Here is a 22,507-nt window from a genome sequence, read left to right as displayed (position 1 = left end):
CTTCCGGCGCGCCGCTCAGCTCGACAGCGCCGAGCTCAGGGTGCGCACGTTAGACTGTATCATCAGGATGTAGGTGCTTGCCGGGCCTTTGTCATCGGACAGGGCGTCGGTATAGAGCTCGCCGCCGATCTTGGCGCCGGTCTCCTTGGCGATGCGCTCGATGAGGCGCGGATTGGTGACGTTCTCGAGGAACACCGCGGGGATCTTCTCCGCCTTGATCTGGCGGATGATGCGCGCCACGTCCTTGGCCGAGGCCTCGCTCTCGGTGGACACGCCCTCCGGCGAGATCAGCTCCACCCCGTAGGCGGCGCCGAAATAGCCGAAGGCGTCGTGCGAGGTGATGATGCGGCGCTGCTCGGCCGGGATCTTGGCGAGCGCCGCCTTCACCTCGGCGTCGAGCGCGTCGAGCTTGGCCGTGTAGGCGGCGGCATTGGCGGTGTAGGCGTCCTTGCCCGCCGGGTCGGCGGCGATCAGCGCATCGCGGATGTTGGCGACATAGATCTTGGCATTGGCGATGGACTGCCAGGCGTGCGGATCGGCGGCGCCGTGGTCGTGGCCGTGCGCCTCCTTCTTGCCGCCCTTCTTGTCGTGGGCGTGCTTGTCCTTGCCGTGGTCGTGGTCGTCCTCGTCCGCCATCTCGCGCGGCGTGATGCCGGCGGTGGCGACGACGATCTTCGCTTTGGTGCCGGACGCCTTGGCAAGGCGCTCCATCCAGCCCTCGAAGCCCAGGCCGTTGACGAACACCACCTTGGCGGCAGCGAGGTTCTTCGCGTCCGCCGGGGTGGGCTGGTAGACGTGGGCGTCGCCGTTGGGGCCGACGATGGTGGAGACGGCGACGCGATCGCCGCCCACCTGCTTCACGAAGTCGCCGAGGATCGAGAACGAGGCGGCGACCGGGAGTTTCGCCTCCTGCGCGCCGGCGGGACCGGCGAACAGGGGGACCGCCGCGAGCGCGGCGAGGACGAGGCGGCGGGAGACCATGGTGGCAGCTCCTTTTCAGGCTTCGAGATGGCGGCGCGGGACGAGGCGCAAGATCAGGCCGCCGACGGGGCCGAACAGCACCGCGAGGGCATAGGCGCACCCGGCCACGAGGATGATCGCGGGTCCGGACGGCGCGCCGAGGTGATAGGAGACCAGCAGTCCCGCCACGCCGGAGGCCGCGGCGATGAGGGTCGCCAGCGCCACCAGGCCCGTCAAATCGCGGGCGAAGAAGCGCGCCGTGGCGGCGGGCAGCATCATCAGGCCCACGGCGAGCAGGGTGCCCAGCGCGTGGAAGCCGCCCACGAGGTTCAGCACCACGAGCGAGACGAAGGCGATGTGGCTCGCCCCGCCGGCGCGGCTCACCGAGGCGAGGAAGGTGGGGTCGACGCACTCCATCACCAGCGGGCGCCAGATCAGCGCAAGCGTCACGAGCGTCACGCTCGATATGCCGGCGATGAGCAGCAGCGTCGCGTCGTCGATGCCGAGCACGGTGCCGAACAGCACGTGCAGCAGATCGAGGTTGGAGCCCTTCAGCGAGACGATCAGCACGCCGAGCGCCAGCGAGATCAGGTAGAAGGCGGCGAGCGAGGCGTCCTCCTTCATCTGCGTGGCGCGCGCCACCACCCCGGCGCCGACCGCAACGACGAGCCCGGCGACGAGCCCGCCGATGGTCATGGCGTACAGGTTCAGCCCGCTCACCAGGAAGCCGATGGCGGCGCCGGGCAGGATGCCGTGCGCCATGGCGTCGCCGGTGAGCGACATGCGCCGCAGCATCAGGAACGCGCCCACCGGACCGGCGCCGAGCGACAGCGCCAGCACGCCCACCAAGGCGCGGCGCATGAATTCGAACTCGGCGAACGGCGCCACCAGCGCCTCAAAGGGGGTCATGACGAATGGCCTTGTGGTCTTTGCGGCTCAGGCGGCGTGGGTGCAGGAGGCGGCGTCCTGGTGCCAGGCCTCGCCCATGCGGCGCGCCTTGAGCAGGTTCTCGGGCGAAAGGGCGTCCGGCGTCGGCCCCCAGGCGATCGGGCCGCGCGCCAGCAGCAGGGTCTGCGGGAAGGTGGCGCGCACGAGGTCGAAATCGTGCAGCACCGCCAGCACGGTGCGGCCCTCCCGGTGCCAGCGCCCGACCAGCGCGAGCAAATCGGAGACGGTGGCGGCGTCGAGCGCGGTGAACGGCTCGTCCAGGAGGATCAGCCGCGCGTCCTGGAGCAGCAGGCGCGCGAACAGGGTGCGCTGCATCTGCCCGCCGGAGAGCGTGCCGATGGGGCGCTTCTCGAAGCCCTGGAGGCCGACCGCGGCCAGCGCCGCCTCGATGCGGGCGCGGTCTCTGGCACCGATCGCGCCGAACAGGCCGGCGCGGCGCCACAGGCCCATGGCCACCATGTCGAAGACGGCGATCGGGAACGAGCGGTCGATCTCGGCGCCCTGGGGCAGATAGGCGATGTCGCGGGTGGAAAGGCCCTTCAGGTCGATGCGCCCGCCGAGCGGGCGGAGCGCGCCGGTGATGCCCTTCAGCAGCGTCGACTTGCCGGCGCCGTTGGGGCCGCACACGGCGAGCAGCGCGCCTTCCTCCACCAGGCCCGACAGATGATGCACCGCCGGGTGGCGCTCATAGCCGAGGGTGAGGTCGGAAAAGGCGATCTGCGCGCCGCCGCGCGCCCCGGCCTGCGGGTTCACATGGGCGCTCATGGGCCGCCGACCACGAAGAAGACGGCGACCCACAGCGGCGCCAGAAGGCCGGCCACGAGGGCGAGCCGCACCATCAGCGACAGCCGCAGCAGCGAGAAGCCGCCGCCCGCCGGGCGGACGGGGCGACGGTCGTTGCGTCGCTGGTCGCGGCCGCCGTGACCAGGGACGGCGTGCTCATGGCCCGGATGCTCGTGCGCCGGGTGGTCGTGGGCGCCGTGGTGGGGCGACGACCCCGCGCGGGCCATCGCGCCGCGCGCGGCGTCGGGCGGCGCGTCTGTCATGGCTGGTTTCCGTTGGGGCGCCTCGGGCGCGCGGGCCGGGCCGCTGGCGGAGGCTGGCGCGAATGGAGCGAGGCGGCGAGGGGCATGGCGCGATCGGGAAATTGGATGTCGCCATTCTGATATAGTGTATCCTTATCCATGTCCAGCCCGGCGACGGGCTCGCCCCGAGGGCGCTGATATCCTAGTGTGCCGGTCCCGACCCGTCCCGCGCCGGAGACCGCCGCCATGAGCCTGCCCAGTCCGCTTTCGCTCCTGGCCAAGGCGCCGGTGGTGCCCGTGGTGGTGATCGAGCGCCTCGCCGATGCGGTGCCGCTCGCCCGCGCGCTGGTGGACGGCGGCTTGCCGCTGATCGAGATCACGCTGCGCACGCCGGTGGCGCTGGAGGCGGTGCGCGCCGTGGCGGCGCAGGTCGAGGGCGCGGTCGTCGGCGCCGGCACGGTGGTGGAGCGGGCCCAGATCGAGGCCGCCCTGGAGGCCGGCGCCACCTTCCTGGTCAGCCCCGGCACCACGCCCGCTCTGGCCGAGGCGTTCGCGGCGCTCCAGGTGCCCGTCATGGCCGGCTGCGCCACCGCGAGCGAGGCCATGCGCCTTTTCGAGATGGGCTTCGAGGTGCTGAAATTCTTCCCCGCCGAGGCGTCCGGCGGCGCGGGATTCCTGAAATCCATCGCCGGCCCGCTGCCGCATCTGCGGTTCTGCCCCACCGGCGGCATCGGCCCCGGCAACGTCATGGACTATCTGAGCCTGCCCAACGTGCTGGCGGTGGGCGGCTCGTGGGTGGTGCCGAACGAGGCCATCCGCTCGGGCGACTTCGCCAAGGTGCACGCGCTCGCCGCCGCCGCCGCCACGCTGAAGCGCGCCGCCACCTTCGCCTGAGGGCTACTTGCCGGCCGAGACCTCGCCCGCCTTCAGCCGGTAGAGCACCTGCCGGCGCAGGGGATGGCCCTCGGGCGTCGTCGGCAGATCGAAGTCGCCGGCCGCGTCGCGGGTCATGCCGAGCCGGTCCATGAGCGCGCGCGAGCGCCGGTTGGCCGGCACGGTGATGGCGACGATCTCGGCGAGCCCCAGCCGGTCGAAGCCGAAGGCGAGCGCCGCGCGCGCCGCCTCGGTGGCGTAGCCGCGGCCCCAGAAGGCGGGGTCGAAGCGCCAGCCGATCTCCACCGCCGGGGTGAAGGGCGCGGCGTAAGGCACATGGACGAGGCCGCAATAGCCGGCGAAGTCGGTGACGCCCGCTGCCTCCACCACCCACAGGCCGAAGCCGTGGCGGGAAAAATGCGCCTCCGCCCGGTCCGCCACCGCGTCGCTGGCGGCGCGGTCGGCCACCGGCAGCAGGAATTCCATGGTGCGCGGGTTCGACTGCATGCGCCACAGGCCGTCGCGGTCCGACGCGCGCCAGGGGCGCAGCACGAGGCGCAAGGTGGCGAGCGTCGGCGGCGCCATCAGGCCCCCGCGATGCGCGCGCGCAGCCGCGCGGCGGCGGTGAAGACGGAGAGCGCGCGGCCCTCGATCGCGCTCACGCTGCGGATGCCCAGGGCCGAGGTCAGGAAGATCTCGTCCGCCTGGGCGAGGTCGAAGGCGTCGAGCGGGCGCGCCTCCGCGCCTTCCGAAAGCACCGCCGCGCGCATCACCCCGGGCAGCGCGCCGTCGGCGACGGGCGGCGTCACGAGCGCGCCGTCGATCACCGCGAACACATTGGCGATGGTGGTCTCGGCCACCCGGTCCTCGGTGTTGAGCAGCACCGCGTCGTCGGCGCCGCGCCGGGCTGCCTCCTGCCGGGCCAGGATGCCGTCGAGATAATTGAGCGACTTCACCTGCGCCAGCGGCGAGCGCGCGTTGCGCCGGGTCGTTTGCGCGATCACGAGCCGGGCCGGGGGAAGGGCGGGGCCGGCCGGCGCCGCGGTGATCACCAGGGTCGGCGTCGGCACGGCCGGCGGCAGCACGCCGCGCGGGCCGACGCCGCGGGTGAGCGTGAGGCGCAGCACGCCATCCGCGAGCTGGTTCGCCTGCGCGGTGACGACGAGCGCGGCGCCGAGGTCGAGGGCGGGCAGCGGGATGCCCAGCACGCCGGCGCCGGCGGCAAGCCGCGCGAGGTGGGCGTCCAGCCGCAGCACCGCCCCGCCGGCGAGGCGCAGGGTCTCGAACAGGCCGTCGCCGAGGGTGAAGCCGCGGTCGAAGGGGGAGATGCGCGCCGCTTCCTCCTCCACCAGCCGGTCGACGAGCCAGAGTTTCATCGGTCCGCTCCCGAAAGGGCGCGCAGCATGGGCGCGAGCTTCACCAGGCTCTCCTCGTATTCGGCCGCGGGATCGGAATCGGCGACGATGCCGCCGCCCGCCTGGGTGAGCAGCGTCGACCCGGCGCGCGTCACGGTGCGGATGACGATGGACGAATCCATCGCCCCGTCGAAGCCGATCCAGGCGATGGCGCCGCAATAGACGCCGCGCGGCGCCGGCTCCAGCTCGTGGATGATCTCCATGGCGCGGATCTTCGGCGCCCCGGTGATCGAGCCGCCCGGGAAGCAGGCGCGCAGGAGGTCCACCGGGCCCTTTCCTTCCTTGAGCGTGCTCTCCACCACCGAGACCAAATGATGCACGCTGGCGAAAGTCTCGAGCCCGCACAGCACCGGCACCTTGACGCTGCCGGTCCGCGACACCCGGCCGAGATCGTTGCGCATCAGGTCGACGATCATCAGGTTCTCGGCCCGGTCCTTGGCCGAGGCGACGAGCTCGCGCGCCAGCGCCGCGTCGGCCGCAGGGTCCGCGCCGCGCGGGCGGGTGCCCTTGATCGGCCGCGTCTCCACCCGTCCGTCCGTCGAGAGGCTGAGGAAGCGCTCGGGCGAGGCGCTCATCACGCTGAGGTCGGCGCCGCATTTCAGGAATGCGGCGAAGGGCGCGGGACTGGTCTCGCGCAGCCGGAGATAAAGCTCGAAGTCGTCGAGCCCGGCCGGAACGGCGGCGCGCATCTGGTGGGTGAGGTTGGCCTGGAAGATGTCGCCGGCGCGGATGTAGTCGATGACGCGGGCGACCGCGCGCTCCACCGCGGCGCGCGGCTGGTCGGCAACGAAGCGCCCGCGCGCGCGCCAGTCCGCCTTGGGCGGGGCGGCCGGCGCGCCGGCGAGCCGGCCGTGGAGCCACGCCGCGCGGCGCTTCGCCCGCGCCTGCCGGGCGGCGGGGTCGCGCTCCGGCCGGCCGCTGGAAAGGACGAAGGCGCGGCGCGCGTCATGGTCGAAGGCGGCGATGGTGTCGTAGAGGCCGAACGCCATTTCGGGAATCGCCGGGGCCGCCGGGCGCGGCGCGGGCAGCCGCTCCAGGTGCCGGCCGAGCTCGTAGCCGAGGAAGCCCACCGCGCCGGTGAGGAACGGGGCGGGGCCTTCGAGGTCGGTCCCCACCTCCGCCCCCACCTCCGCCCCCACGTCCGCCCCGCCATGGGCGGCGAGCGCCGCCTCCAGCGCCGCGAACGGGTCCTGCGCCACCGGCCGGCCGTCCACCGTGGTGCCGCGCGCGTCGGCGCAGATCACCGCGAACGGGTCGGTGGCGATGAAGGACCAGCGCGCGCGCGGGTCGCCCACAGCGGCGCTGTCGAGGACGGCGCAGAACGGATCGCCCGCGAGCGCCGCGAAGGCGGCGAGGGCGTCGCCATAGGGGAAGGCGATGACGTGCACGGGCGGATGGACCGATTCTCTGCGTGGCCGTGGCTTGCCGGCGCACCATGGCCGCGCGCGCCGCGAAGCACAATCGGCGCGGCGCCGCGCCGGTCGCGCCGTCGCCCGGCCGGGGCGATGGGGCTCGCCCTTGCATAACCGGAGGATTAGCTCTGCGCCGCTCCGGCTGGGCGGGGGCGCGGGGGAGTGATATTTCACCCCGACGTGACGGCGCGCCGCAGCCGGCACGCTCCGTTTCCGCATCTTCGTGAAAGCCCGGCCCGCGTGAACCTGCCGATCGGAAATCTCGCCCCGCCGCCCGTGGAGGCGCCGCACCCCCATCGTTCCGCTTTGGCCTGGTTCGGTCTGGGGCTGGTCCGGGGGGTGCGCTCGGTGGCGACGGTGATGCTGCTCGGCAGCTTCATCGGCTTCGGGGCGCTGCTGGAAGGCGTCGGCTTCCCGCTGGTGGCGGGCCTGGTCTCGACCCTGCTGATCTGGGCGCTGCCGGCCCAGGTGATCCTGGTGGGCGGCATCGTCTCGGGCACCGCCTTGCCGGCGGTGGCGCTGGCGGTGACGCTGTCCTCCATCCGCCTGCTGCCCATGGTGGTCTCGCTCGCCCCCTATATGCGCGGGCCGCGCCGCAGCCTGGTATCCGAGGCGGCCTGCGCCCATTTCGTCGCCATGACCTTGTGGGTGGAGGGCCTGCGGCTGCTGCCCAAGGTGCCGGGCGAGGGCCGCGTGCCCTACACGCTCGGCCTCGGCCATGCCTATGTGGTCATATCGGGCGCGGGAACGATCGCCGGCTACATGCTCGCCGGCAGCGTGCCGGGTCCGCTCGCCGCCGGGCTGCTGCTGCTGACGCCTTTGTCCTTCACGGTGCTGATGGTGCGCAATGCGCGCGCCGCCACGGACTGGCTGGCGCTCGGCGCCGGCCTCGTGCTGATGCCGCTGACCATGGGGCTCGACGGCGGGCTCGATCTGATGATCGCCGGGGTCGGCGGCGGCACGCTCGCATATCTCGTCGGCCGCCGGCTGGAGAAACGCCGGTGAGCGGCCTGCTCTCGTTTCTGCCCGACCTCGCCGCGCTCGCGGGCGCGCCGGCGACCCTCGCCGCGGCCTCCGCCGACGCCGCGGCGCCCGCGGTCCCCGGCGCGAAGCTCCACATGGACGCCTGGAGCGCGGTGGCGATCGTCATCCTGGTCGGCTTCCTGCCCACCGAGGTGTGGCGCATGCTGGCGCTGATCGCCGGCCGCCAGGTGGAAGAGGGCAGCGAGGTCTTCCACTGGGTGAAGGCGGTGGCGACGGCGCTGCTCGCCGCCGTGGTGGCGCGGCTCGTGTTCGCGCCCACCGGGCTGATCGTGGCGGTGCCGCTGGCGCTGCGGCTCGCCGCCCTTGCCGGCGGCGTGCTGGGCTTCTACCTGGTGCGCCGCTCGGTGTTCGCCGGCGTGGTCGTCGGCGAACTCATCCTGATCGCCGCAGCGGCCTATTACCTGCCCTGATCGCGCGCGGGCGCGTCGGCGTCAGGTGCCGACCCGGCCGCCGCCGATGCGGGTGATCGCCACCACCGAGGGGCGCGGCGGCGTTCCGTCCTTGAAGTCGGGCCAGCGGGTGGAGGGGTCGTCGAAGGTGGAGACGCGCCCGTCCTCGCTCTCGCCCGGATGCTGGACCGCGACGAAGAAGGTGGTGTCGTCGGCGGTGAAATAGGGCCCGCACATCTCCGCGCCGATCGGCACCGAGAAGAACCGCTTGGCGGTGCCGCGGCCGGGCCCCTCGGTCTCCACGCCCCACACGCCGTCGGTGCGGCCGGTGGAGCCGCGCGAATTGCCGTCGGTCGCCACCCACAGGCGGCCGGCGCCGTCCACGGCGCAATTGTCCGGATTGCCGAACCAGCCATGCTGCGTGGTGGCGGGCGAGAAGGTGGCGCCCACCTCGGCGACGCTCGGATCGCCGCACCGGACCAGAACCTCCCAGGCGAAATCCTTGGCGGCGTGGTCGCCGCCCGCCGGGGTGATCTCGACGATGTGGCCGAACACGTTCTTGGCGCGCGGGTTGGCGGGCTCGATCTCGGCCTCGGTGCGGGTGTCGTTCGCGGTGAGCATCACATAGACCTTGCCGGTCTTCGGGTTCACCTCCACGTCCTCGGGCCGGTCCATCTTGGTGGCGCCGAGATGGGAGGCGGCGCCGCGCACGTTGATCAGCACGTCGGCCTGGCTGGCGAAGCCGTTCTCGGCGGTGAGCGGGCCCTCGCCCTGGACCAGGGGGCGCCATTCGCCCGAGCCGTCGGGCCGGAACACCGCCACCGCGAGCGTGCCGGCATCGAGGATGTCGCGGTTGGCGGCGGGATTGGCCGCATCCACCTTGGCGTCGGTGACGAAGCGGTAGACGTGCTCCATCTTCTGGTCGTCGCCCTGATAGACCACGAAGCGCCCGTCGGTGTTGACGACGTTGGCCGCGCCCTCGTGCTTGAAGCGGCCCATGGCGGTGCGCTTCTTCGGCGTCGAGGCGGGATCGAACGGGTCGATCTCCACCACCCAGCCGAAGCGGTTGGCCTCGTTCGGCTCCTTGTTCATGTCGAAGCGGTCGTGGTAGCGGCCCCAGGCGCCGGCGCTGGTGGGCAGGCCGTAGCGCTTCAGCATCTCCGGCTCGGGCAGGCCCTCGCGCTTGCCGGAGAAGTAGTAGTTGAAGTTCTCCTCGCAGGTGAGCCAGGTGCCCCATGGGGTCACCCCGCCGGCGCAATTGTTCAGCATGCCCTTCACGTTCCGGCCGTCGGGATCGGCGCTGGTGCGCAGCTTCTCGGTGCCGGCGGCCGGTCCGGTCAGCATGATCGGGGTCTCGGCGGTGATGCGGCGGGCATATTTCGAGCCCGGCACCACCTGCCAGCCCTCGGGGCCGCGGCGGATCTCGATCACCGCGCCGCCATGGGCGGCCATCTCGATGTCCACCAGCTCGCGCGTCATGCCGGAAAAACCGTTCTTGGCGCTCTGGTTGCCAAGCCCCGGGAACATCAGCTCCTCGTTGGTGTATTCGTGGTTCACCACCAGCAAACCGTGATCCGGCCCATCGAGCGGGATGAAGCCGACGAAGTCGTTGTTGTAGCCGAACTGCTGCGCCTGGGCCTGCGCGCTCTGGGCCTTGGGGTCGAAGGCCGGCGCGCCGGGCAGCACCGGGTCGCCCCAGGAGATCAGCACCTGCGCCCGGTGTCCCTCGGCGACATGGATGGTCTCGTCGGGGGGGGCGGTGAGCTCGGGGAAGGGGAAGCGCGCGAGCTCGTCGGACGCCGCGGCGCGGCGCGCGGCGGCGAGCGCCAGCGGCGACACGGTGGCCGAGATGGCGGCCACCCCGAGCAGCCCCTTCAGCAGATCGCGCCGGCCGTAGCGGGCGGCGACCACGTCGCCCAAGGTGGGGGCGTCGGAGGGATTGGTGGCGACGTCGTCGCCGGCCTCCCGGGCGCGGGCGCCGGGCACGAAGAAGGGCTGGCTGCGAAAGGATTCGGAGCTCATGGGGGCCGTCCCAGTGATGGTGTCTGGAACGAGTCTAGATGCCGCCCGTGACGTTGCCTTGAAGGTCAGGCGACGGTGCCCGCGGCGCGGGGCGCGGGATCGTCCGACCGCCACCGGGACGGGGCGCGGCAAAAGGAAAGGGGCGCCGAACCGGCGCCCCAGGTGGGAGAGTCCTGAAGTCTGGACGAGAACGCGATGCGTCGTGGTCAAGCGCGGCCCGGCGAACCGGGCCGCGCCGGGGTCCTCAGACCGAGTAGTACATCTCGAACTCGACCGGGTGCGGCGTCATCTCGAAGCGCATCACCTCGGCCATCTTCAGCTCGATGTAGGACTCGATGAAGTCGGCCTGGAACACGTCGCCCTTCAGCAGGTACTCGTGGTCGGCCGCGAGCGAGGCGAGCGCCTCGCGCAGCGAGCCGCACACGGTGGGGATCTGCTTCAGCTCCGCCGGGGGCAGGTCGTACAGGTCCTTGTCCATCGCCTGGCCGGGATCGATGCGGTTCAGGATGCCGTCCATGCCCGCCATGAACAGGGCCGCGAAGGCGAGGTAGGGGTTCGCGCCCGGATCGGGGAAGCGGACCTCGACGCGCTTGGCCTTCGGGTTGTTGGTGTAGGGGATGCGGCAGGAGGCCGAGCGGTTGCGCGCCGAATAAGCGAGCAGCACGGGGGCCTCGTAGCCCGGGACCAGACGCTTGTAGGAGTTGGTCAGCGGGTTGGTGAAGGCGTTCAGCGACTTGGCGTGCTTGATGATGCCGCCGATGTACCACAGGCAGTACTCGGAGAGATCGGCATACTTGTCGCCGGCGAACAGCGGCTTGCCGTCCTTCCAGATCGACTGGTGCACGTGCATGCCCGAGCCGTTGTCGCCGAACACCGGCTTCGGCATGAAGGTCGCGGTCTTGCCGTAGATGTTCGCCACCTGGTGGATGCAGTATTTGTAGACCTGCAGGTGGTCGGCCATGGTCACGAGCGAGCCGAACTTGAGGCCGAGCTCGTGCTGGGCGGAGGCGACCTCGTGGTGGTGCTTCTCGACGTGGGCGCCCATCTTCGCCATGGAGGCGAGCATCTCGGAGCGCATGTCCTGGGCGCTGTCGATCGGCGGGACCGGGAAGTAGCCGCCCTTGGTCTTCACGCGGTGGCCGAGATTGCCGCCCTCATACTCGGTGTCGAAGTTGGTGGGCAGCTCGATCGAGTCGAGCTTGAAGCCGGTGTTGTACGGGTCGGCCTTGAAGCGCACGTCGTCGAAGATGAAGAACTCGGCCTCGGGGCCGAAATAGACCGCGTCGCCGATGCCGGTGGACTTGGCGTAGGCCTCCGCCTTCTTGGCGATGGAGCGCGGGTCGCGGCCGTAGGGCTGGCCGGTGGTGGGCTCCAGCACGTCGCACACGATGGACATGGTGGTCTCTGAGAAGAACGGGTCGATGCAGGCGCTCGCCGGGTCCGGCATGAGCAGCATGTCGGACTCGTTGATGGCCTTCCAGCCGGCGATGGAGGAGCCGTCGAAGGCGGTGCCTTCGGAGAGGAATTCCTCGTCCACCATGCCGATGTCGAAGGTCACGTGCTGCCACTTGCCGCGCGGGTCGGTAAAGCGCAGGTCGACGTATTTCACGTCCTCGGACTTGATGGCGTCGAGGACGTCCTTGACCGTCTTGAGCTTCATGAGAGGGTCTACCTTTCTTCGATCAGCAGTGAAATTGGGCGAGGAAGGGAAATTCAGATGGCGTCGAGGCCGGACTCGCCGGTGCGGATGCGGATCGCCTCCTCGATGGAGGAGACGAAGATCTTGCCGTCGCCGATGCGCCCGGTCTGGGCGGCGCGGCGGATCGCGTCCACGGCCTTCTCGACCATCTCGTCGGAGAGGACGATCTCGATCTTCACCTTGGGCAGGAAGTCCACGACGTACTCGGCACCGCGGTAAAGCTCGGTGTGGCCCTTCTGACGCCCAAAGCCCTTCGCCTCGGTCACGGTGATGCCTTGCAGGCCCACGTCCTGGAGGGCCTCCTTCACCTCGTCGAGCTTGAAGGGCTTGATGATTGCCTCGATCTTCTTCATGCGCTCCGTCTCCCTGGCCCGGCCCTCCGCCGCATGGCCGAGCCGGCGCATTTGAAGCAGGATGCGTGCCATGCTCGGGCTCCATGGCCCGTGCCGTGCCCCTGCCGTTCAGCGCAGGAAATATGCACCAGTGATAGGCACGATGCGTAAAAGTTAGGCGAAAAAGGCCAGGCGATCGATGGTGGTCTGGATATGAACTAGGCAGGCGGGAGCTGGATGTGGGCTGCGAGCTTCTCGAACCCTCGGAAATGACGCGTGCGGACGCTTTCGCCGTGCAAATGGGCACGCCATCCTTGGCGCTCATGGAGCGGGCCGGTACCGCGGTGGCGGACGCGGTGGCGCGCGCCCCGCTCACCACCCGCGTGCTGGTGCTGTGCGGCCCCGGCAACAATGGCGGCGACGGCTTCGTGGCGGCGCGCGTGCTGGCCCAGCGCGGCTTTCGGGTGCGCCTCGCGCTGCTCGGCGACCTCGATCGCCTCGCCGGCGACGCGGCGACAGTGGCGCGCCAGTGGAAGGGGCCGGTGGACGAGCCGGCGGCGCTGGACCTGTCCGCCTGCGATATCATCGTCGACGCCCTGTTCGGCGCCGGCCTCGCCCGCGACCTGGACGGCGCCGCCAAGGCCCTGGTGGAGCGCATGGCCGCCGCCGGCCGGCCCATCGTCGCCGTCGATCTGCCGTCGGGCCTCGACGGCTCGACCGGCCGGGTGCGCGGCGCGGCGGCGCCGGCGCGCGAGACCGTCACCTTCTTCCGCCGCAAGCCGGGCCACCTGCTGGAGCCCGGCCGCAGCCTGTGCGGCAAGGTGCGGGTCGCCGACATCGGCATCCCGGACGCGGCCATCGCCGCGGTGCGGCCCGCCGCCTTCGTGAACCTGCCCGCCGCCTGGCAGCACGCCTTTCCGCGGCCCGCGTCGCTGGGCCACAAATACGACCGCGGCCATGCGGTGGTGGCGAGCGGCGACGCCTGGACCTCGGGCGCCGCCCGCCTCTGCGCGCGCGGGGCGCTGCGGGCCGGGGCGGGCCTCGTCACGCTCGCCTGCCCGGCGGGCGTGCTGGCGCTCCAGGCCGGCTCCTACGCCGCCATCATGGCGCGCGAGGCCGCCGATGCCCGCGGCCTCGCTTATCTGCTGGAGGACCGGCGGCTCCACACGGTGGCGCTTGGCCCCGGCCTCGGGGTCGGCGCGGAGACCCGGCTGCGGGTCGCGGCGGCGGCGCCGGGCCGCCGGCTGGTGCTGGACGCCGACGCGCTGACCGCGTTCGCCGGCGACGTGCCGGCGCTGGCGGGCCTGCTGGCTGAGGCCGAGGCCTGCGTGATCACGCCCCACGCGGGCGAGTTCGCGCGCCTGTTCGCCAGCGAGGCGCAGGTGCTTGGCGCCGCCTCGAAGCTCGCCGGCGCACGGGCGGCGGCGCGCCGGCTCGGCGCGGTCGTGGTGCTGAAGGGGCCGGACACGGTGGTGGCCGAGCCCGGCGGGCGCGCCATGATCGCCGAGAACGCGCCGGCCTTCCTCGCCACGGCGGGCGCGGGCGACGTGCTGGCGGGCTTCGTGACCGGGCTGCTGGCGCAAGGCATGCCCGCCTTCGAGGCGGCGGGCGCCGCCGTCTGGCTGCACGGCGAGGCCGCGCGCGAGGCCGGTCCCGGCCTGATCGCCGACGACCTGCCCGAGGCGCTGCGCGCGGTCTACGGGCGGCTGTTCACGGCGCTGGCGGGATGAGGCGGCCTCTGGCGGGCGAGGCGACCGGCCTTCGCCTCAGCCGGGCGTGACCTCGTAGGCGCGGCTCGTCACCACCGCGCCGTCGCCGCTGCGCTGGGCGATGATCGGCCAGCGGCCGGGGCTGTCCGCCAGGAAGGCGACCCGCACCGTGTCCTTGGGTCCCACCGGCACGGTGTCGTGCCACCAGGGCTTCCAGCCGTCGTCCTTGCCGTCGAGCAGGCGCACCGGCGTGCCCTGGATGTGCACCGAGACCGGCGCCTCCATGGTGTTGGCGAGGGTGAGCACCACCGCCCGCCCGGCCTTCACCGTGCCCACCACCGGGGGACCCACGGCGCTCTCGCCGATCGGCACGTCGAAGCGCGCCGCGTTCTGCAGCGGGATCTCCTTCGGCAGGGCGTTCGGCGGCAGCGGCGGCGGCGGGCCGTCGGGCGCGGTGCCGGCCGGACCCACCGGCGCCACCACGGCGAGGCGGATCGGCTCCTGGGTGGTCTCGAGGTCGATGATCGACACGTCGGCGTCGTCGAGGGTCGCCGCCACGTCCACCCGCCCGCCGGGCGGCAGCTGGAGCCGGCCGTCCTTGAGCTCGAACGGCTCGGCCGGCTGGCCGTCGACCGCGATCACATAGGCCGGCGGCCCCTTGATGCGCAGCCGGAGGAACAGCGTCGTGGCGTTGACGAAGCGCAGCCGCGCCCGCCCGCTCGCCGGTCCCTGGAAGGTGGGCGAGATGGCGCCGTTGACCGGGAAGATCGGCATGCCGGTCTCGGGCGGGAACGACTGGATGAACAGCACGTGGTCGGCGGCATACAGCGGCGGGCCCGGCTCCTCCACCACCAGGGCGCCGGCGAGCGCGCGCCGCGCGAGGGTGGGGTTGGCGGCGTGGTACCAGAACGTGCCGGCATCCGGCGGCGTGAGGGCGATGGTGCCGCTCTTGCCGCCCGGCACCGGCGCGGCGGCGAGGTTCGCGCCGGCCGAGGCGCCGCGCAGGCCGTGCCAGGTGAGCGCGATCTCCTCCTTCAGGCCGTTGGCGAGGGTGAGGTTGAGGGCGCCCCCCTTCTTCAGCCGCAGCACCGGGCCGGGCAGGCTCTGGTTGAACAGAGCGAGGCGGCCCTGGCCGGCGAGCTCGGGGCGCGCCGCCTCGGCCGCGGCGAGCTGGACCGCGACCGGCGCCGGCACCGGCGGCGCGCCGGCCGTCGCGGGCTGCGCCTGGGCGGCCGCCAAGCGCCCGGTCGCGGGCAGCAGGAGGGTGGCGGCCGCGCCCTTAAGGAGACTGCGTCGGGTGGGGCAGGGGGTGCTCACGCTGGGCTCTCCGCGGCTCGTTTCGCGGACCATCTTACGGCGCCGGAAAAAGGGCAAGCGCCATTCGCTGCGGGCTCGGGCGCAGGCTTTGCGGCGCGCCGGGCGCGGCGGGCGGGTCGCGGCCGGGCGCCGGCGCCGCGCCAGCCACGGGCCGGGTCGCGGCACCCCCGGGGCTGAACCTTGGCCCGCGCGGCCCCGGGGCGCGATTCGCCCGGGCGGGTGAGCCCTGGCGCCCTGCGCCCGCCGCGGACGCGAGCCCCCTCCGCCCGCGGAAGGCGGGGGCCCGGCCGCCGCGCGGGGCAAGGCCGGGGCGCGGCCAAGAGCGGGCGGGTCCGGCGTGCGCCCGCCGGCGCCATTTTCTTGCTGCGCGCGGGAGCGGGCGTGATATAAGCCGCCTCTCCGATCGGCGCTCCGGCGACCGGTCTACGCCGTGGTGCGCGCCTGGCCGTGGCAAGCGGGGCGAAGGCACGGAACGGGCGGATGCCCGCGGGCCCGCGCGCGGGACGGCGGGTTCTCGGCCGGGAATGTCTCCTGCGGCATGCGGGCGTGGCGGAACTGGTAGACGCGCGGGATTTAGGTTCCCGTGACGATGAGTCGTGGGGGTTCGAGCCCCTCCGCCCGCACCATCTCGCCGGCGCATCCGTTGCGCAGCCCGCCTCCGGCCCGGGGCCGGCGCGCGCGGGACCCGCGAGGGGACGAGATTTCGAACCCGGGCTGCGCCGGTCGCGGCCCGGAACAGTTGCGACAAGGGCCGCGCCGGGCGCGGCCAGGACAGGTGAAGGCAAGACGATGCAGGTGACCGAGACCCAAGCCGAAGGCCTCAAGCGCGCGTTCCGCGTGGTGGTTCCCGCCACCGAGCTGGACGCCAAGGCGGCCGCGCGCCTCTCCGACCTCAAGGACAAGGTCAAGCTCAACGGCTTCCGTCCCGGCAAGGTGCCGATGGCGCACCTGAAGCGCATGTACGGCAAGTCGGTGATGGCCGAGGTGATCGAGCAGACGGTCACCGAGGCCAACGGCAAGATCATCGAGGAGAACAGCTTCCGCCTCGCGCTCCAGCCCAAGGTGGCGCTGCCCGAGGACCAGGACGAGGTGAAGGGCGTCATCGAGGGCGAGAAGGACCTCACCTACACGGTGGAGCTGGAGCTGCTGCCCAAGATCGAGCTCGGCAACTTCAAGGAGCTGAAGGTCGAGAAGCCGGTGGTGGAGGTGACCGACGCCGAGGTGGACGAGACCATCGCGCGCATCGCCGACGCCAACCGCCCCTACAGCGCCAAGGACGGCGCCGCCGCCAAGGGCGACCGCGTCACCGTGGACTTCGTCGGCACCATGGACGGCGCGGCGTTCGAGGGCGGCTCGGGCGAGGACGTCCAGGTGGTGATCGGCTCGAACAGCTTCATCCCCGGCTTCGAGGAGCAGCTCGACGGCATTCTGCCGGGCGAGGCGCGCACCGTGACCGTCACCTTCCCCGAGGCCTATGCGGCGCGCGCGCTCGCCGGCAAGCCGGCCTCGTTCGCGGTCACCGCCAAGACCATCGAGGCGCCCGGCGAACTGACGCTCGACGACGAGTTCGCCAAGACGCTGGGCCAGGAGAGCATGGACAAGCTCAAGGAGCTGGTGCGCCAGCGCATCCAGTCCGAGCATGCCGGCCTCGCGCGCCAGAAGGTGAAGCGGGCGCTGCTCGACGCGCTCGACGCGGCGCACAAGTTCGAGGTGCCCGCCGGGCTGGTGGAGCAGGAGTTCGCCGGCGTGTGGGACCAGGTCAAGCAGGACCTCGCCGCGCAGAACCGCAGCTTCGCCGACGAGGACACCACCGAGGACGAGGCCAAGGCCGAGTACCGCAAGATCGCCGAGCGCCGGGTGCGGCTCGGCCTGGTCCTTGCGGAAATCGGCGAGCGCAACAATATCCAGGTCTCCGACGACGAAGTGACGCGGGCCGTGGTGGAGCGGGCGCGTCAGTTCCCCGGCCAGGAGCAGCAGGTGTGGGACTATTATCGCCGCAATCCCCAGGCGATGGCGTCCGTGCGTGCGCCCCTGTTCGAGGAGAAGGTGGTCGACTTCCTCCTGGAGCTCGCCGAGGTGACCGAGAAGAAGGTCACCAAGGAGGAGCTCTATAAGGAGGAGGATGAGGAGAAGGCGGCCTGATTTCCTCGGGCCGGCTTCGCTGAACTTGCGAACGCGCGCGGCGAGAGCCGGCCTCCCCCGCGCCCCGAGGATGCAACATGCGTGATCCCGTCGATACTTATATGAATTACCTCATCCCCATGGTGGTCGAGCAGACCAACCGGGGCGAGCGGTCCTACGACATTTTTTCCCGCCTCCTGAAGGAGCGCATCCTTTTCCTCACCGGCATGGTGGAGGACGGCATGGCCACGCTCGCCGTGGCGCAGCTGCTGTTCCTGGAGGCGGACAATCCGAAGAAGGAGATCTCGATGTACATCAACTCCCCCGGGGGAGTGGTGACGTCGGGCCTCGCGATCTACGACACCATGCAGTTCATCAAGCCGGCGGTGTCGACGCTGTGCATCGGCCAGGCCGCCTCCATGGGCTCGCTGCTTTTGACTGCGGGCGAGAAGGGCATGCGCTTCGCGCTTCCCAACGCCCGAATCATGGTCCACCAGCCGTCGGGCGGCTTCCAGGGCCAGGTCACGGACATCATGCTGCACGCGCAGGAGATCCTGAACCTGAAGAAGCGGCTGAATGAAATCTATGTGAAGCACACCGGCCAGCCGCTGAAGGCCATCGAGGATGCGCTGGAGCGCGACAACTTCCTCACCGCCGATGCGGCCAAGGAGTTCGGGCTGATCGATTCCGTGATCGACAAGCGCCCGAGCGACGACACCGCCAAGGCCGCCTGACCCCCTCGGCGATCGGCAGGGTCCATGCGGGCCGCGCCCTGCGGGGCGCGGCAGCACGCCGCATGGGGGGTGGAATTCCCCCTTGCGTGCAGTGCAAGATCGCGCTTGCATGGTCCATAGCCGGCATCGGCCGTCGCGTCGTCGGCCTCCTCCGCTCAGCGTCGGGGGGCGCGCCGCGACGGTGCCCGACGGACGGGCGATGCCGGGGACGAAGCGGACCGGGTGCGCGGCGGCACTTTCCCCGTCCGGAAGCACGACCTTCCGGGGGATACCCTCACGCCTGCCTTGATCGTGTCGCCCGAGGGTGGTTGGCTCCATGTCGACCCGAATGACGGAATGCGGGATTGGCCGACTTTTTGCTTGGTCCAATCCCCAATCGGATCCGTAGGAAAGGATGCGTCCTTGGACGCCACCGACCGCGGATCGCAGGAGACGAAGATGAGCAAGACCGGCGGCAGCGACAGCAAGAACACGCTTTACTGCTCGTTCTGCGGCAAGAGCCAGCACGAGGTCAGGAAGCTCATCGCCGGACCGACCGTGTTCATCTGCGACGAGTGCGTCGAGCTGTGCATGGACATCATCCGGGAAGAGTCCAAGTCCTCGCTGGTGAAGTCGCGGGACGGCATCCCGACCCCGAAGGAGATCCGCAAGGTCCTCGATGACTACGTCATCGGCCAGGACCACGCGAAGAAGGTGCTCTCGGTGGCGGTGCACAACCACTACAAGCGCCTCAACCACGCCTCCAAGCACGGCGACGTGGAGCTCGCGAAGTCCAACATCCTGCTGATCGGCCCCACCGGGTCCGGCAAGACGCTGCTCGCGCAGACGCTGGCGCGCATCCTCGACGTGCCCTTCACCATGGCCGACGCCACCACGCTGACCGAAGCCGGCTACGTGGGCGAGGACGTGGAGAACATCATCCTGAAGCTGCTCCAGGCCGCCGACTACAATGTCGAGCGGGCGCAGCGCGGCATCGTCTATATCGACGAGATCGACAAGATCAGTCGCAAGTCCGACAATCCCTCCATCACCCGCGACGTGTCGGGCGAGGGCGTGCAGCAGGCGCTCCTGAAGATCATGGAGGGCACGGTCGCCTCGGTCCCGCCCCAGGGCGGGCGCAAGCACCCGCAGCAGGAATTCCTGCAGGTGGACACCACCAACATCCTGTTCATCTGCGGCGGCGCCTTCGCCGGGCTCGACAAGATCATCTCCTCGCGCTCGAAGGGCTCCACCTCGATCGGCTTCCAGGCCAAGGTGGCCCCGCCCGAGGATCGCCGCCCGGGCGAGGTGTTCCGCGAGGTCGAGCCCGAGGATCTGCTGAAGTACGGCCTGATCCCGGAATTCATCGGCCGCCTGCCGGTGCTGGCGACGCTCGGCGATCTCGACGAGGAGGCGCTGAAGAAGATCCTCTCCGAGCCGAAGAACGCCCTGGTCAAGCAGTACCAGCGGCTGTTCGAGATGGAGAATGTGGACCTCACCATCCACGAGGAGGCGCTCGGCGCCATCGCCCGCAAGGCGATCGAGCGCAAGACCGGCGCCCGCGGCCTGAGGTCGATCATGGAGGGCATCCTGCTCGACACCATGTTCGACCTGCCCGGCCTCGAGGGGGTGGAAGAGGTGGTGATCTCGAAGGAAGTCGTCGAGCAGAACGCGCGTCCGCTCTACATCTATGCGGATCGCGTCGGCGATGCGGGCGCCAGTGCGTAACGCCCCAGGCTCCGCCCGCCTCCCCCGCGCCGACCGCGCGGGGGAGGCGGGCGCTTGGGACGCGCCGGCGGTCGGCGCTGTGGGCGCGCCTTGGGGTCTCAACCGGCGCTCCGAAGGGCGCTTCCGCTTGAGAGTCCCCAAGGGCTTCCCCCCGGCGGCGCCCTTGAAATGGGTGCGCCGCCTCTCCATCTTGGTCTGGAAAGTTCCGGTTTCGGGGCTCGAAGATCGTGTCTCCAGCGGCCCAGGCCGCGTCAGCATGGAAAATCGAAACCCGGTCCCGGCCGCGTGCACGCGCGGCAGCGTTTTCGCGCGTGCAGCTCTTGAAAGGATTGCCCCATGACGAGCTCGAAGCCGCGTCCCCCGCTCGTTGCCGGAATGTCTCAGACCTTCCCGGTGCTTCCGCTGCGGGACATCGTCGTCTTCCCGCACATGATCGTGCCCCTGTTCGTGGGCCGCGAGAAGTCGATCCGCGCCCTCGAGGAGGTGATGCGCGGCGACACCTACATCCTGCTCGCGACCCAGGAGAACGCCTCCGACGACGACCCGGCGGCCGACGCCATCTACCGCGTCGGCACGCTGGCCACCGTGCTCCAGCTGCTCAAGCTGCCCGACGGCACCGTGAAGGTGCTGGTGGAGGGCGTCAGCCGCGCCCAGGTGGTGAAGTATACCGACCGCGCCGACCTCTATGAGGCCGAGGCCATGACGCTGTCCGAGGAGGAGGGCGACGTGGTCGAGGCCGAGGCGCTCGCGCGCTCGGTGGTCAACGAGTTCGAGAATTATGTGAAGCTCAACAAGAAGGTGTCGCCCGAGGTGGTGGGCGTGGTCGGCCAGATCGACGACCACTCCAAGCTCGCCGACACCATCGCCTCGCATTTGGCGGTGAAGATCCCCGAGAAGCAGGCGGTGCTGGAGACCGTGAAGGTCGCCGACCGGCTGGAGAAGGTGCTCGGCCTGATGGAGAGCGAGATCTCCGTCCTGCAGGTGGAAAAGCGCATCCGCACCCGCGTCAAGCGGCAGATGGAGAAGACCCAGCGCGAGTACTACCTCAACGAGCAGATGAAGGCGATCCAGAAGGAGCTGGGCGACGAGGAGGGCCGCGACGACCTGCAGGAGCTCGAGGACCGCATCAAGCGCACCAAGCTCACCAAGGAAGCGCGCGAGAAGGCCACCCACGAGCTGAAGAAGCTGCGCCAGATGTCGCCCATGTCGGCGGAAGCCACCGTGGTGCGCAACTATCTGGACTGGCTGCTGTCGATCCCGTGGGGCGTGAAGAGCAAGGTCAAGAAGGACCTCGGCTTCGCCCAGGAGATCCTCGACACCGATCACCACGGCCTCGACAAGGTCAAGGAGCGGATCGTCGAGTATCTCGCCGTGCAGAGCCGCGCCAACAAGCTCACGGGGCCGATCCTGTGCCTCGTCGGCCCGCCCGGCGTCGGCAAGACCTCGCTCGGCAAGTCGATCGCCAAGGCGACCGGCCGCGAGTTCGTGCGCGTCGCTCTGGGCGGCGTGCGCGACGAGGCGGAGATCCGCGGCCACCGGCGGACCTATATCGGGTCCATGCCGGGCAAGATCATCCAGTCCATGCGCAAGGCCAAGAAGTCGAACCCGCTGTTCCTGTTGGACGAGATCGACAAGATGGGCGCCGATTTCCGCGGCGACCCGTCCTCGGCTTTGCTCGAGGTGCTGGACCCGGAGCAGAACCACACCTTCAACGACCACTATCTGGAGGTCGACTATGACCTCTCGAACGTGATGTTCGTGACCACGGCCAACACGCTGAACATCCCGCCGGCGCTGCTGGACCGCATGGAGGTGATCCGCATCGCCGGCTACACCGAGGACGAGAAGGTGGAGATCGCGCGCAAGCACCTGATCCCCAACGCCATCGCCAAGCACGGCCTCGGCCCGAAGGAGTGGACCATCGACGACGAGGCGCTCATGACCCTCATTCGCCGCTACACGCGGGAAGCGGGCGTGCGCAATCTCGAGCGCGAGATCTCCACCCTCGCCCGCAAGGCGGTGAAGGAGCTCATGGTCTCGAAGAAGAAGGCCGTGAAGGTGACCGCCAAGACGCTGGAGGACTTCCTCGGCGTGCCGCGCTTCCGCTACGGCGAGGTGGAGATGGAGGACCAGGTGGGCGTCGTCACCGGCCTCGCCTGGACCGAGGTGGGCGGCGAGCTGCTCACCATCGAGGGCCTGATGATGCCCGGCAAGGGCAAGATGACGGTCACCGGCAACCTGCGCGACGTGATGAAGGAGAGCATCTCCGCGGCGGCGTCCTACGTGCGCTCGCGGGCGGTGGACTTCGGCATCGAGCCGCCGCTGTTCGAGCGGCGCGACATCCACGTCCACGTTCCCGAGGGGGCGACCCCGAAGGACGGTCCGTCGGCGGGCGTCGCCATGGCCACCGCCATCGTCTCGGTGATGACCGGCATCCCGGTGCGCCGCGACGTGGCCATGACCGGCGAGATCACGCTGCGCGGCCGGGTGCTGCCGATCGGCGGCCTCAAGGAGAAGCTGCTGGCGGCGCTCCGGGGCGGCATCAAGCGGGTGCTGATTCCCGAGGAGAACGCCAAGGACCTGGCGGACATTCCGGCCAACGTGAAGAACGCGCTGGAGGTGATTCCGGTCTCCCGCATGGACGAGGTGCTCGGCTACGCGCTGGTGCGTCGTCCGGACCCCATCACCTGGGAGGAGCGGCCGGTCAACGCGCCCGAACCTCCGGTTGCGGAAGAAGAGACCCCTGGCGTCGTCGCTCACTGAGTGATTTCAAAGGGTTATGGCAGAATGAGGGGCGGCG

At 70.9% G+C, this 22,507-nt stretch carries 19 protein-coding genes and 1 tRNA gene; 9 read left to right on the top strand and 11 right to left on the bottom strand.

All coding sequences use genetic code 11. The features are described 5' to 3' along the window. Positions 1 to 15 precede the first annotated feature (15 nt). Genes ABLE88_RS03590 through ABLE88_RS03575 form a run of 4 tightly spaced genes read right to left on the bottom strand, consistent with a single transcriptional unit; the run spans position 16 to position 2,954 of the window. Positions 16 to 981: a metal ABC transporter substrate-binding protein gene (locus tag ABLE88_RS03590; protein WP_348830090.1), complete on the bottom strand. Its 966-nt coding sequence runs from the start codon at positions 979 to 981 to the stop codon at positions 16 to 18. 15 nt (positions 982 to 996) lie between these two features. Then, positions 997 to 1,869 (bottom strand): metal ABC transporter permease, encoded by an 873-nt coding sequence (locus tag ABLE88_RS03585; RefSeq protein WP_348830089.1) that lies wholly within the window; start codon positions 1,867 to 1,869, stop codon positions 997 to 999. A gap of 27 nt (positions 1,870 to 1,896) precedes the next feature. Continuing rightward, complete coding sequence (gene aztA, locus ABLE88_RS03580; RefSeq protein WP_348830088.1) at positions 1,897 to 2,673, bottom strand: zinc ABC transporter ATP-binding protein AztA; 777 nt, start codon at positions 2,671 to 2,673, stop codon at positions 1,897 to 1,899. Continuing rightward, positions 2,670 to 2,954, bottom strand: coding sequence for a hypothetical protein (locus tag ABLE88_RS03575; protein WP_348830087.1), 285 nt, complete (start codon positions 2,952 to 2,954; stop codon positions 2,670 to 2,672). Before ABLE88_RS03575 ends, aztA begins: the two co-directional genes overlap by 4 nt. Before the next feature lie 225 nt (positions 2,955 to 3,179). Between ABLE88_RS03575 and eda the strand changes: the two genes are divergently transcribed. Next, positions 3,180 to 3,827 carry a bifunctional 4-hydroxy-2-oxoglutarate aldolase/2-dehydro-3-deoxy-phosphogluconate aldolase gene (gene eda / locus ABLE88_RS03570; protein ID WP_348830086.1) on the top strand — a complete coding sequence of 216 codons (648 nt, stop codon included), beginning with the start codon at positions 3,180 to 3,182 and terminating at the stop codon, positions 3,825 to 3,827. 3 nt (positions 3,828 to 3,830) lie between these two features. On the opposite strand, the gene ABLE88_RS03565 is transcribed toward eda, so the two are convergent. Genes ABLE88_RS03565 through pabB form a run of 3 tightly spaced genes read right to left on the bottom strand, consistent with a single transcriptional unit; the run spans position 3,831 to position 6,609 of the window. Further along, the gene (locus ABLE88_RS03565; protein WP_348830085.1) at positions 3,831 to 4,391 is read right to left on the bottom strand and encodes a GNAT family N-acetyltransferase; all 561 of its coding nucleotides are present in this window, start codon (positions 4,389 to 4,391) and stop codon (positions 3,831 to 3,833) included. Continuing rightward, positions 4,391 to 5,182, bottom strand: a complete 792-nt coding sequence (locus ABLE88_RS03560; RefSeq protein WP_348830084.1) for an aminotransferase class IV — start codon at positions 5,180 to 5,182, stop codon at positions 4,391 to 4,393. The genes ABLE88_RS03565 and ABLE88_RS03560 overlap by 1 nt, the downstream gene beginning before the upstream one ends. Next, on the bottom strand, positions 5,179 to 6,609 hold the full coding sequence (gene pabB / locus ABLE88_RS03555; protein ID WP_348830083.1) for an aminodeoxychorismate synthase component I: 1,431 nt from the start codon (positions 6,607 to 6,609) through the stop codon (positions 5,179 to 5,181). Before pabB ends, ABLE88_RS03560 begins: the two co-directional genes overlap by 4 nt. Positions 6,610 to 6,873: 264 nt before the next feature. On the opposite strand from pabB, the gene ABLE88_RS03550 reads away from it, so the two are divergent. Beyond that, positions 6,874 to 7,638, top strand: a complete 765-nt coding sequence (locus ABLE88_RS03550; RefSeq protein ID WP_348830082.1) for an AzlC family ABC transporter permease — start codon at positions 6,874 to 6,876, stop codon at positions 7,636 to 7,638. Next, positions 7,635 to 8,087 carry an AzlD domain-containing protein gene (locus tag ABLE88_RS03545; protein WP_348830081.1) on the top strand — a complete coding sequence of 151 codons (453 nt, stop codon included), beginning with the start codon at positions 7,635 to 7,637 and terminating at the stop codon, positions 8,085 to 8,087. Before ABLE88_RS03550 ends, ABLE88_RS03545 begins: the two co-directional genes overlap by 4 nt. A gap of 21 nt (positions 8,088 to 8,108) precedes the next feature. Here the strand turns inward: ABLE88_RS03545 and ABLE88_RS03540 are convergent, their stop codons facing one another. From ABLE88_RS03540 to ABLE88_RS03530, 3 genes are all read right to left on the bottom strand, one after another. Then, a complete protein-coding gene (locus ABLE88_RS03540; RefSeq protein WP_348830080.1) occupies positions 8,109 to 10,088 on the bottom strand; it encodes a PhoX family protein in 1,980 nt (659 codons plus the stop codon). Positions 10,089 to 10,332: 244 nt separating this feature from the next. Next, complete coding sequence (glnA, locus tag ABLE88_RS03535) at positions 10,333 to 11,748, bottom strand: type I glutamate--ammonia ligase (RefSeq protein WP_348830079.1); 1,416 nt, start codon at positions 11,746 to 11,748, stop codon at positions 10,333 to 10,335. A 53-nt stretch (positions 11,749 to 11,801) separates the two neighbouring features. Continuing rightward, positions 11,802 to 12,140, bottom strand: a complete 339-nt coding sequence (locus ABLE88_RS03530) for a P-II family nitrogen regulator (protein ID WP_348831073.1) — start codon at positions 12,138 to 12,140, stop codon at positions 11,802 to 11,804. Between the two features lie 248 nt (positions 12,141 to 12,388). On the opposite strand from ABLE88_RS03530, the gene ABLE88_RS03525 reads away from it, so the two are divergent. After that, complete coding sequence (locus ABLE88_RS03525; RefSeq protein WP_348830078.1) at positions 12,389 to 13,849, top strand: NAD(P)H-hydrate epimerase; 1,461 nt, start codon at positions 12,389 to 12,391, stop codon at positions 13,847 to 13,849. 36 nt (positions 13,850 to 13,885) lie between these two features. Here the strand turns inward: ABLE88_RS03525 and ABLE88_RS03520 are convergent, their stop codons facing one another. After that, on the bottom strand, positions 13,886 to 15,145 hold the full coding sequence (locus ABLE88_RS03520) for a multicopper oxidase family protein (RefSeq protein ID WP_348830077.1): 1,260 nt from the start codon (positions 15,143 to 15,145) through the stop codon (positions 13,886 to 13,888). Positions 15,146 to 15,685: 540 nt separating this feature from the next. Here ABLE88_RS03520 and ABLE88_RS03515 point away from each other — a divergent pair. The 5 genes from ABLE88_RS03515 (at position 15,686) to lon (ending at position 22,470) form a co-directional block, all read left to right on the top strand. Next, a tRNA-Leu gene (locus tag ABLE88_RS03515) sits at positions 15,686 to 15,771 on the top strand. A gap of 163 nt (positions 15,772 to 15,934) precedes the next feature. Further along, on the top strand, positions 15,935 to 17,287 hold the full coding sequence (gene tig, locus ABLE88_RS03510) for a trigger factor (RefSeq protein ID WP_348830076.1): 1,353 nt from the start codon (positions 15,935 to 15,937) through the stop codon (positions 17,285 to 17,287). A gap of 77 nt (positions 17,288 to 17,364) precedes the next feature. Continuing rightward, a complete protein-coding gene (locus ABLE88_RS03505) occupies positions 17,365 to 18,000 on the top strand; it encodes an ATP-dependent Clp protease proteolytic subunit (protein ID WP_348830075.1) in 636 nt (211 codons plus the stop codon). Positions 18,001 to 18,438: 438 nt separating this feature from the next. Continuing rightward, the gene (gene clpX, locus ABLE88_RS03500) at positions 18,439 to 19,707 is read left to right on the top strand and encodes an ATP-dependent Clp protease ATP-binding subunit ClpX (protein ID WP_348830074.1); all 1,269 of its coding nucleotides are present in this window, start codon (positions 18,439 to 18,441) and stop codon (positions 19,705 to 19,707) included. Between the two features lie 336 nt (positions 19,708 to 20,043). Continuing rightward, positions 20,044 to 22,470 (top strand): endopeptidase La, encoded by a 2,427-nt coding sequence (gene lon, locus ABLE88_RS03495; protein ID WP_348830073.1) that lies wholly within the window; start codon positions 20,044 to 20,046, stop codon positions 22,468 to 22,470. Positions 22,471 to 22,507: the final 37 nt, after the last annotated feature.

This window comes from Xanthobacter luteus (assembly GCF_040049235.1).
Classification (GTDB): Bacteria; Pseudomonadota; Alphaproteobacteria; order Rhizobiales; family Xanthobacteraceae; genus Xanthobacter.
Note: the sequence above shows the minus strand (reverse complement) of the source record. Positions and strands in the feature narration are given on the sequence as shown.

Coding starts and splice junctions, on each gene's coding strand:
- ABLE88_RS03590 (WP_348830090.1), bottom strand. CDS start 981: ATGGTCTCCCGCCGCCTCGTCCTCGCCGCGCTCGCGGCGGTCCCCCTG.
- ABLE88_RS03505 (WP_348830075.1), top strand. CDS start 17,365: ATGCGTGATCCCGTCGATACTTATATGAATTACCTCATCCCCATGGTG.
- ABLE88_RS03575 (WP_348830087.1), bottom strand. CDS start 2,954: ATGACAGACGCGCCGCCCGACGCCGCGCGCGGCGCGATGGCCCGCGCG.
- ABLE88_RS03525 (WP_348830078.1), top strand. CDS start 12,389: ATGACGCGTGCGGACGCTTTCGCCGTGCAAATGGGCACGCCATCCTTG.
- ABLE88_RS03530 (WP_348831073.1), bottom strand. CDS start 12,140: ATGAAGAAGATCGAGGCAATCATCAAGCCCTTCAAGCTCGACGAGGTG.
- tig (WP_348830076.1), top strand. CDS start 15,935: ATGCAGGTGACCGAGACCCAAGCCGAAGGCCTCAAGCGCGCGTTCCGC.
- glnA (WP_348830079.1), bottom strand. CDS start 11,748: ATGAAGCTCAAGACGGTCAAGGACGTCCTCGACGCCATCAAGTCCGAG.
- lon (WP_348830073.1), top strand. CDS start 20,044: ATGACGAGCTCGAAGCCGCGTCCCCCGCTCGTTGCCGGAATGTCTCAG.
- ABLE88_RS03560 (WP_348830084.1), bottom strand. CDS start 5,182: ATGAAACTCTGGCTCGTCGACCGGCTGGTGGAGGAGGAAGCGGCGCGC.
- clpX (WP_348830074.1), top strand. CDS start 18,439: ATGAGCAAGACCGGCGGCAGCGACAGCAAGAACACGCTTTACTGCTCG.
- aztA (WP_348830088.1), bottom strand. CDS start 2,673: ATGAGCGCCCATGTGAACCCGCAGGCCGGGGCGCGCGGCGGCGCGCAG.
- ABLE88_RS03540 (WP_348830080.1), bottom strand. CDS start 10,088: ATGAGCTCCGAATCCTTTCGCAGCCAGCCCTTCTTCGTGCCCGGCGCC.
- eda (WP_348830086.1), top strand. CDS start 3,180: ATGAGCCTGCCCAGTCCGCTTTCGCTCCTGGCCAAGGCGCCGGTGGTG.
- ABLE88_RS03565 (WP_348830085.1), bottom strand. CDS start 4,391: ATGGCGCCGCCGACGCTCGCCACCTTGCGCCTCGTGCTGCGCCCCTGG.
- ABLE88_RS03585 (WP_348830089.1), bottom strand. CDS start 1,869: ATGACCCCCTTTGAGGCGCTGGTGGCGCCGTTCGCCGAGTTCGAATTC.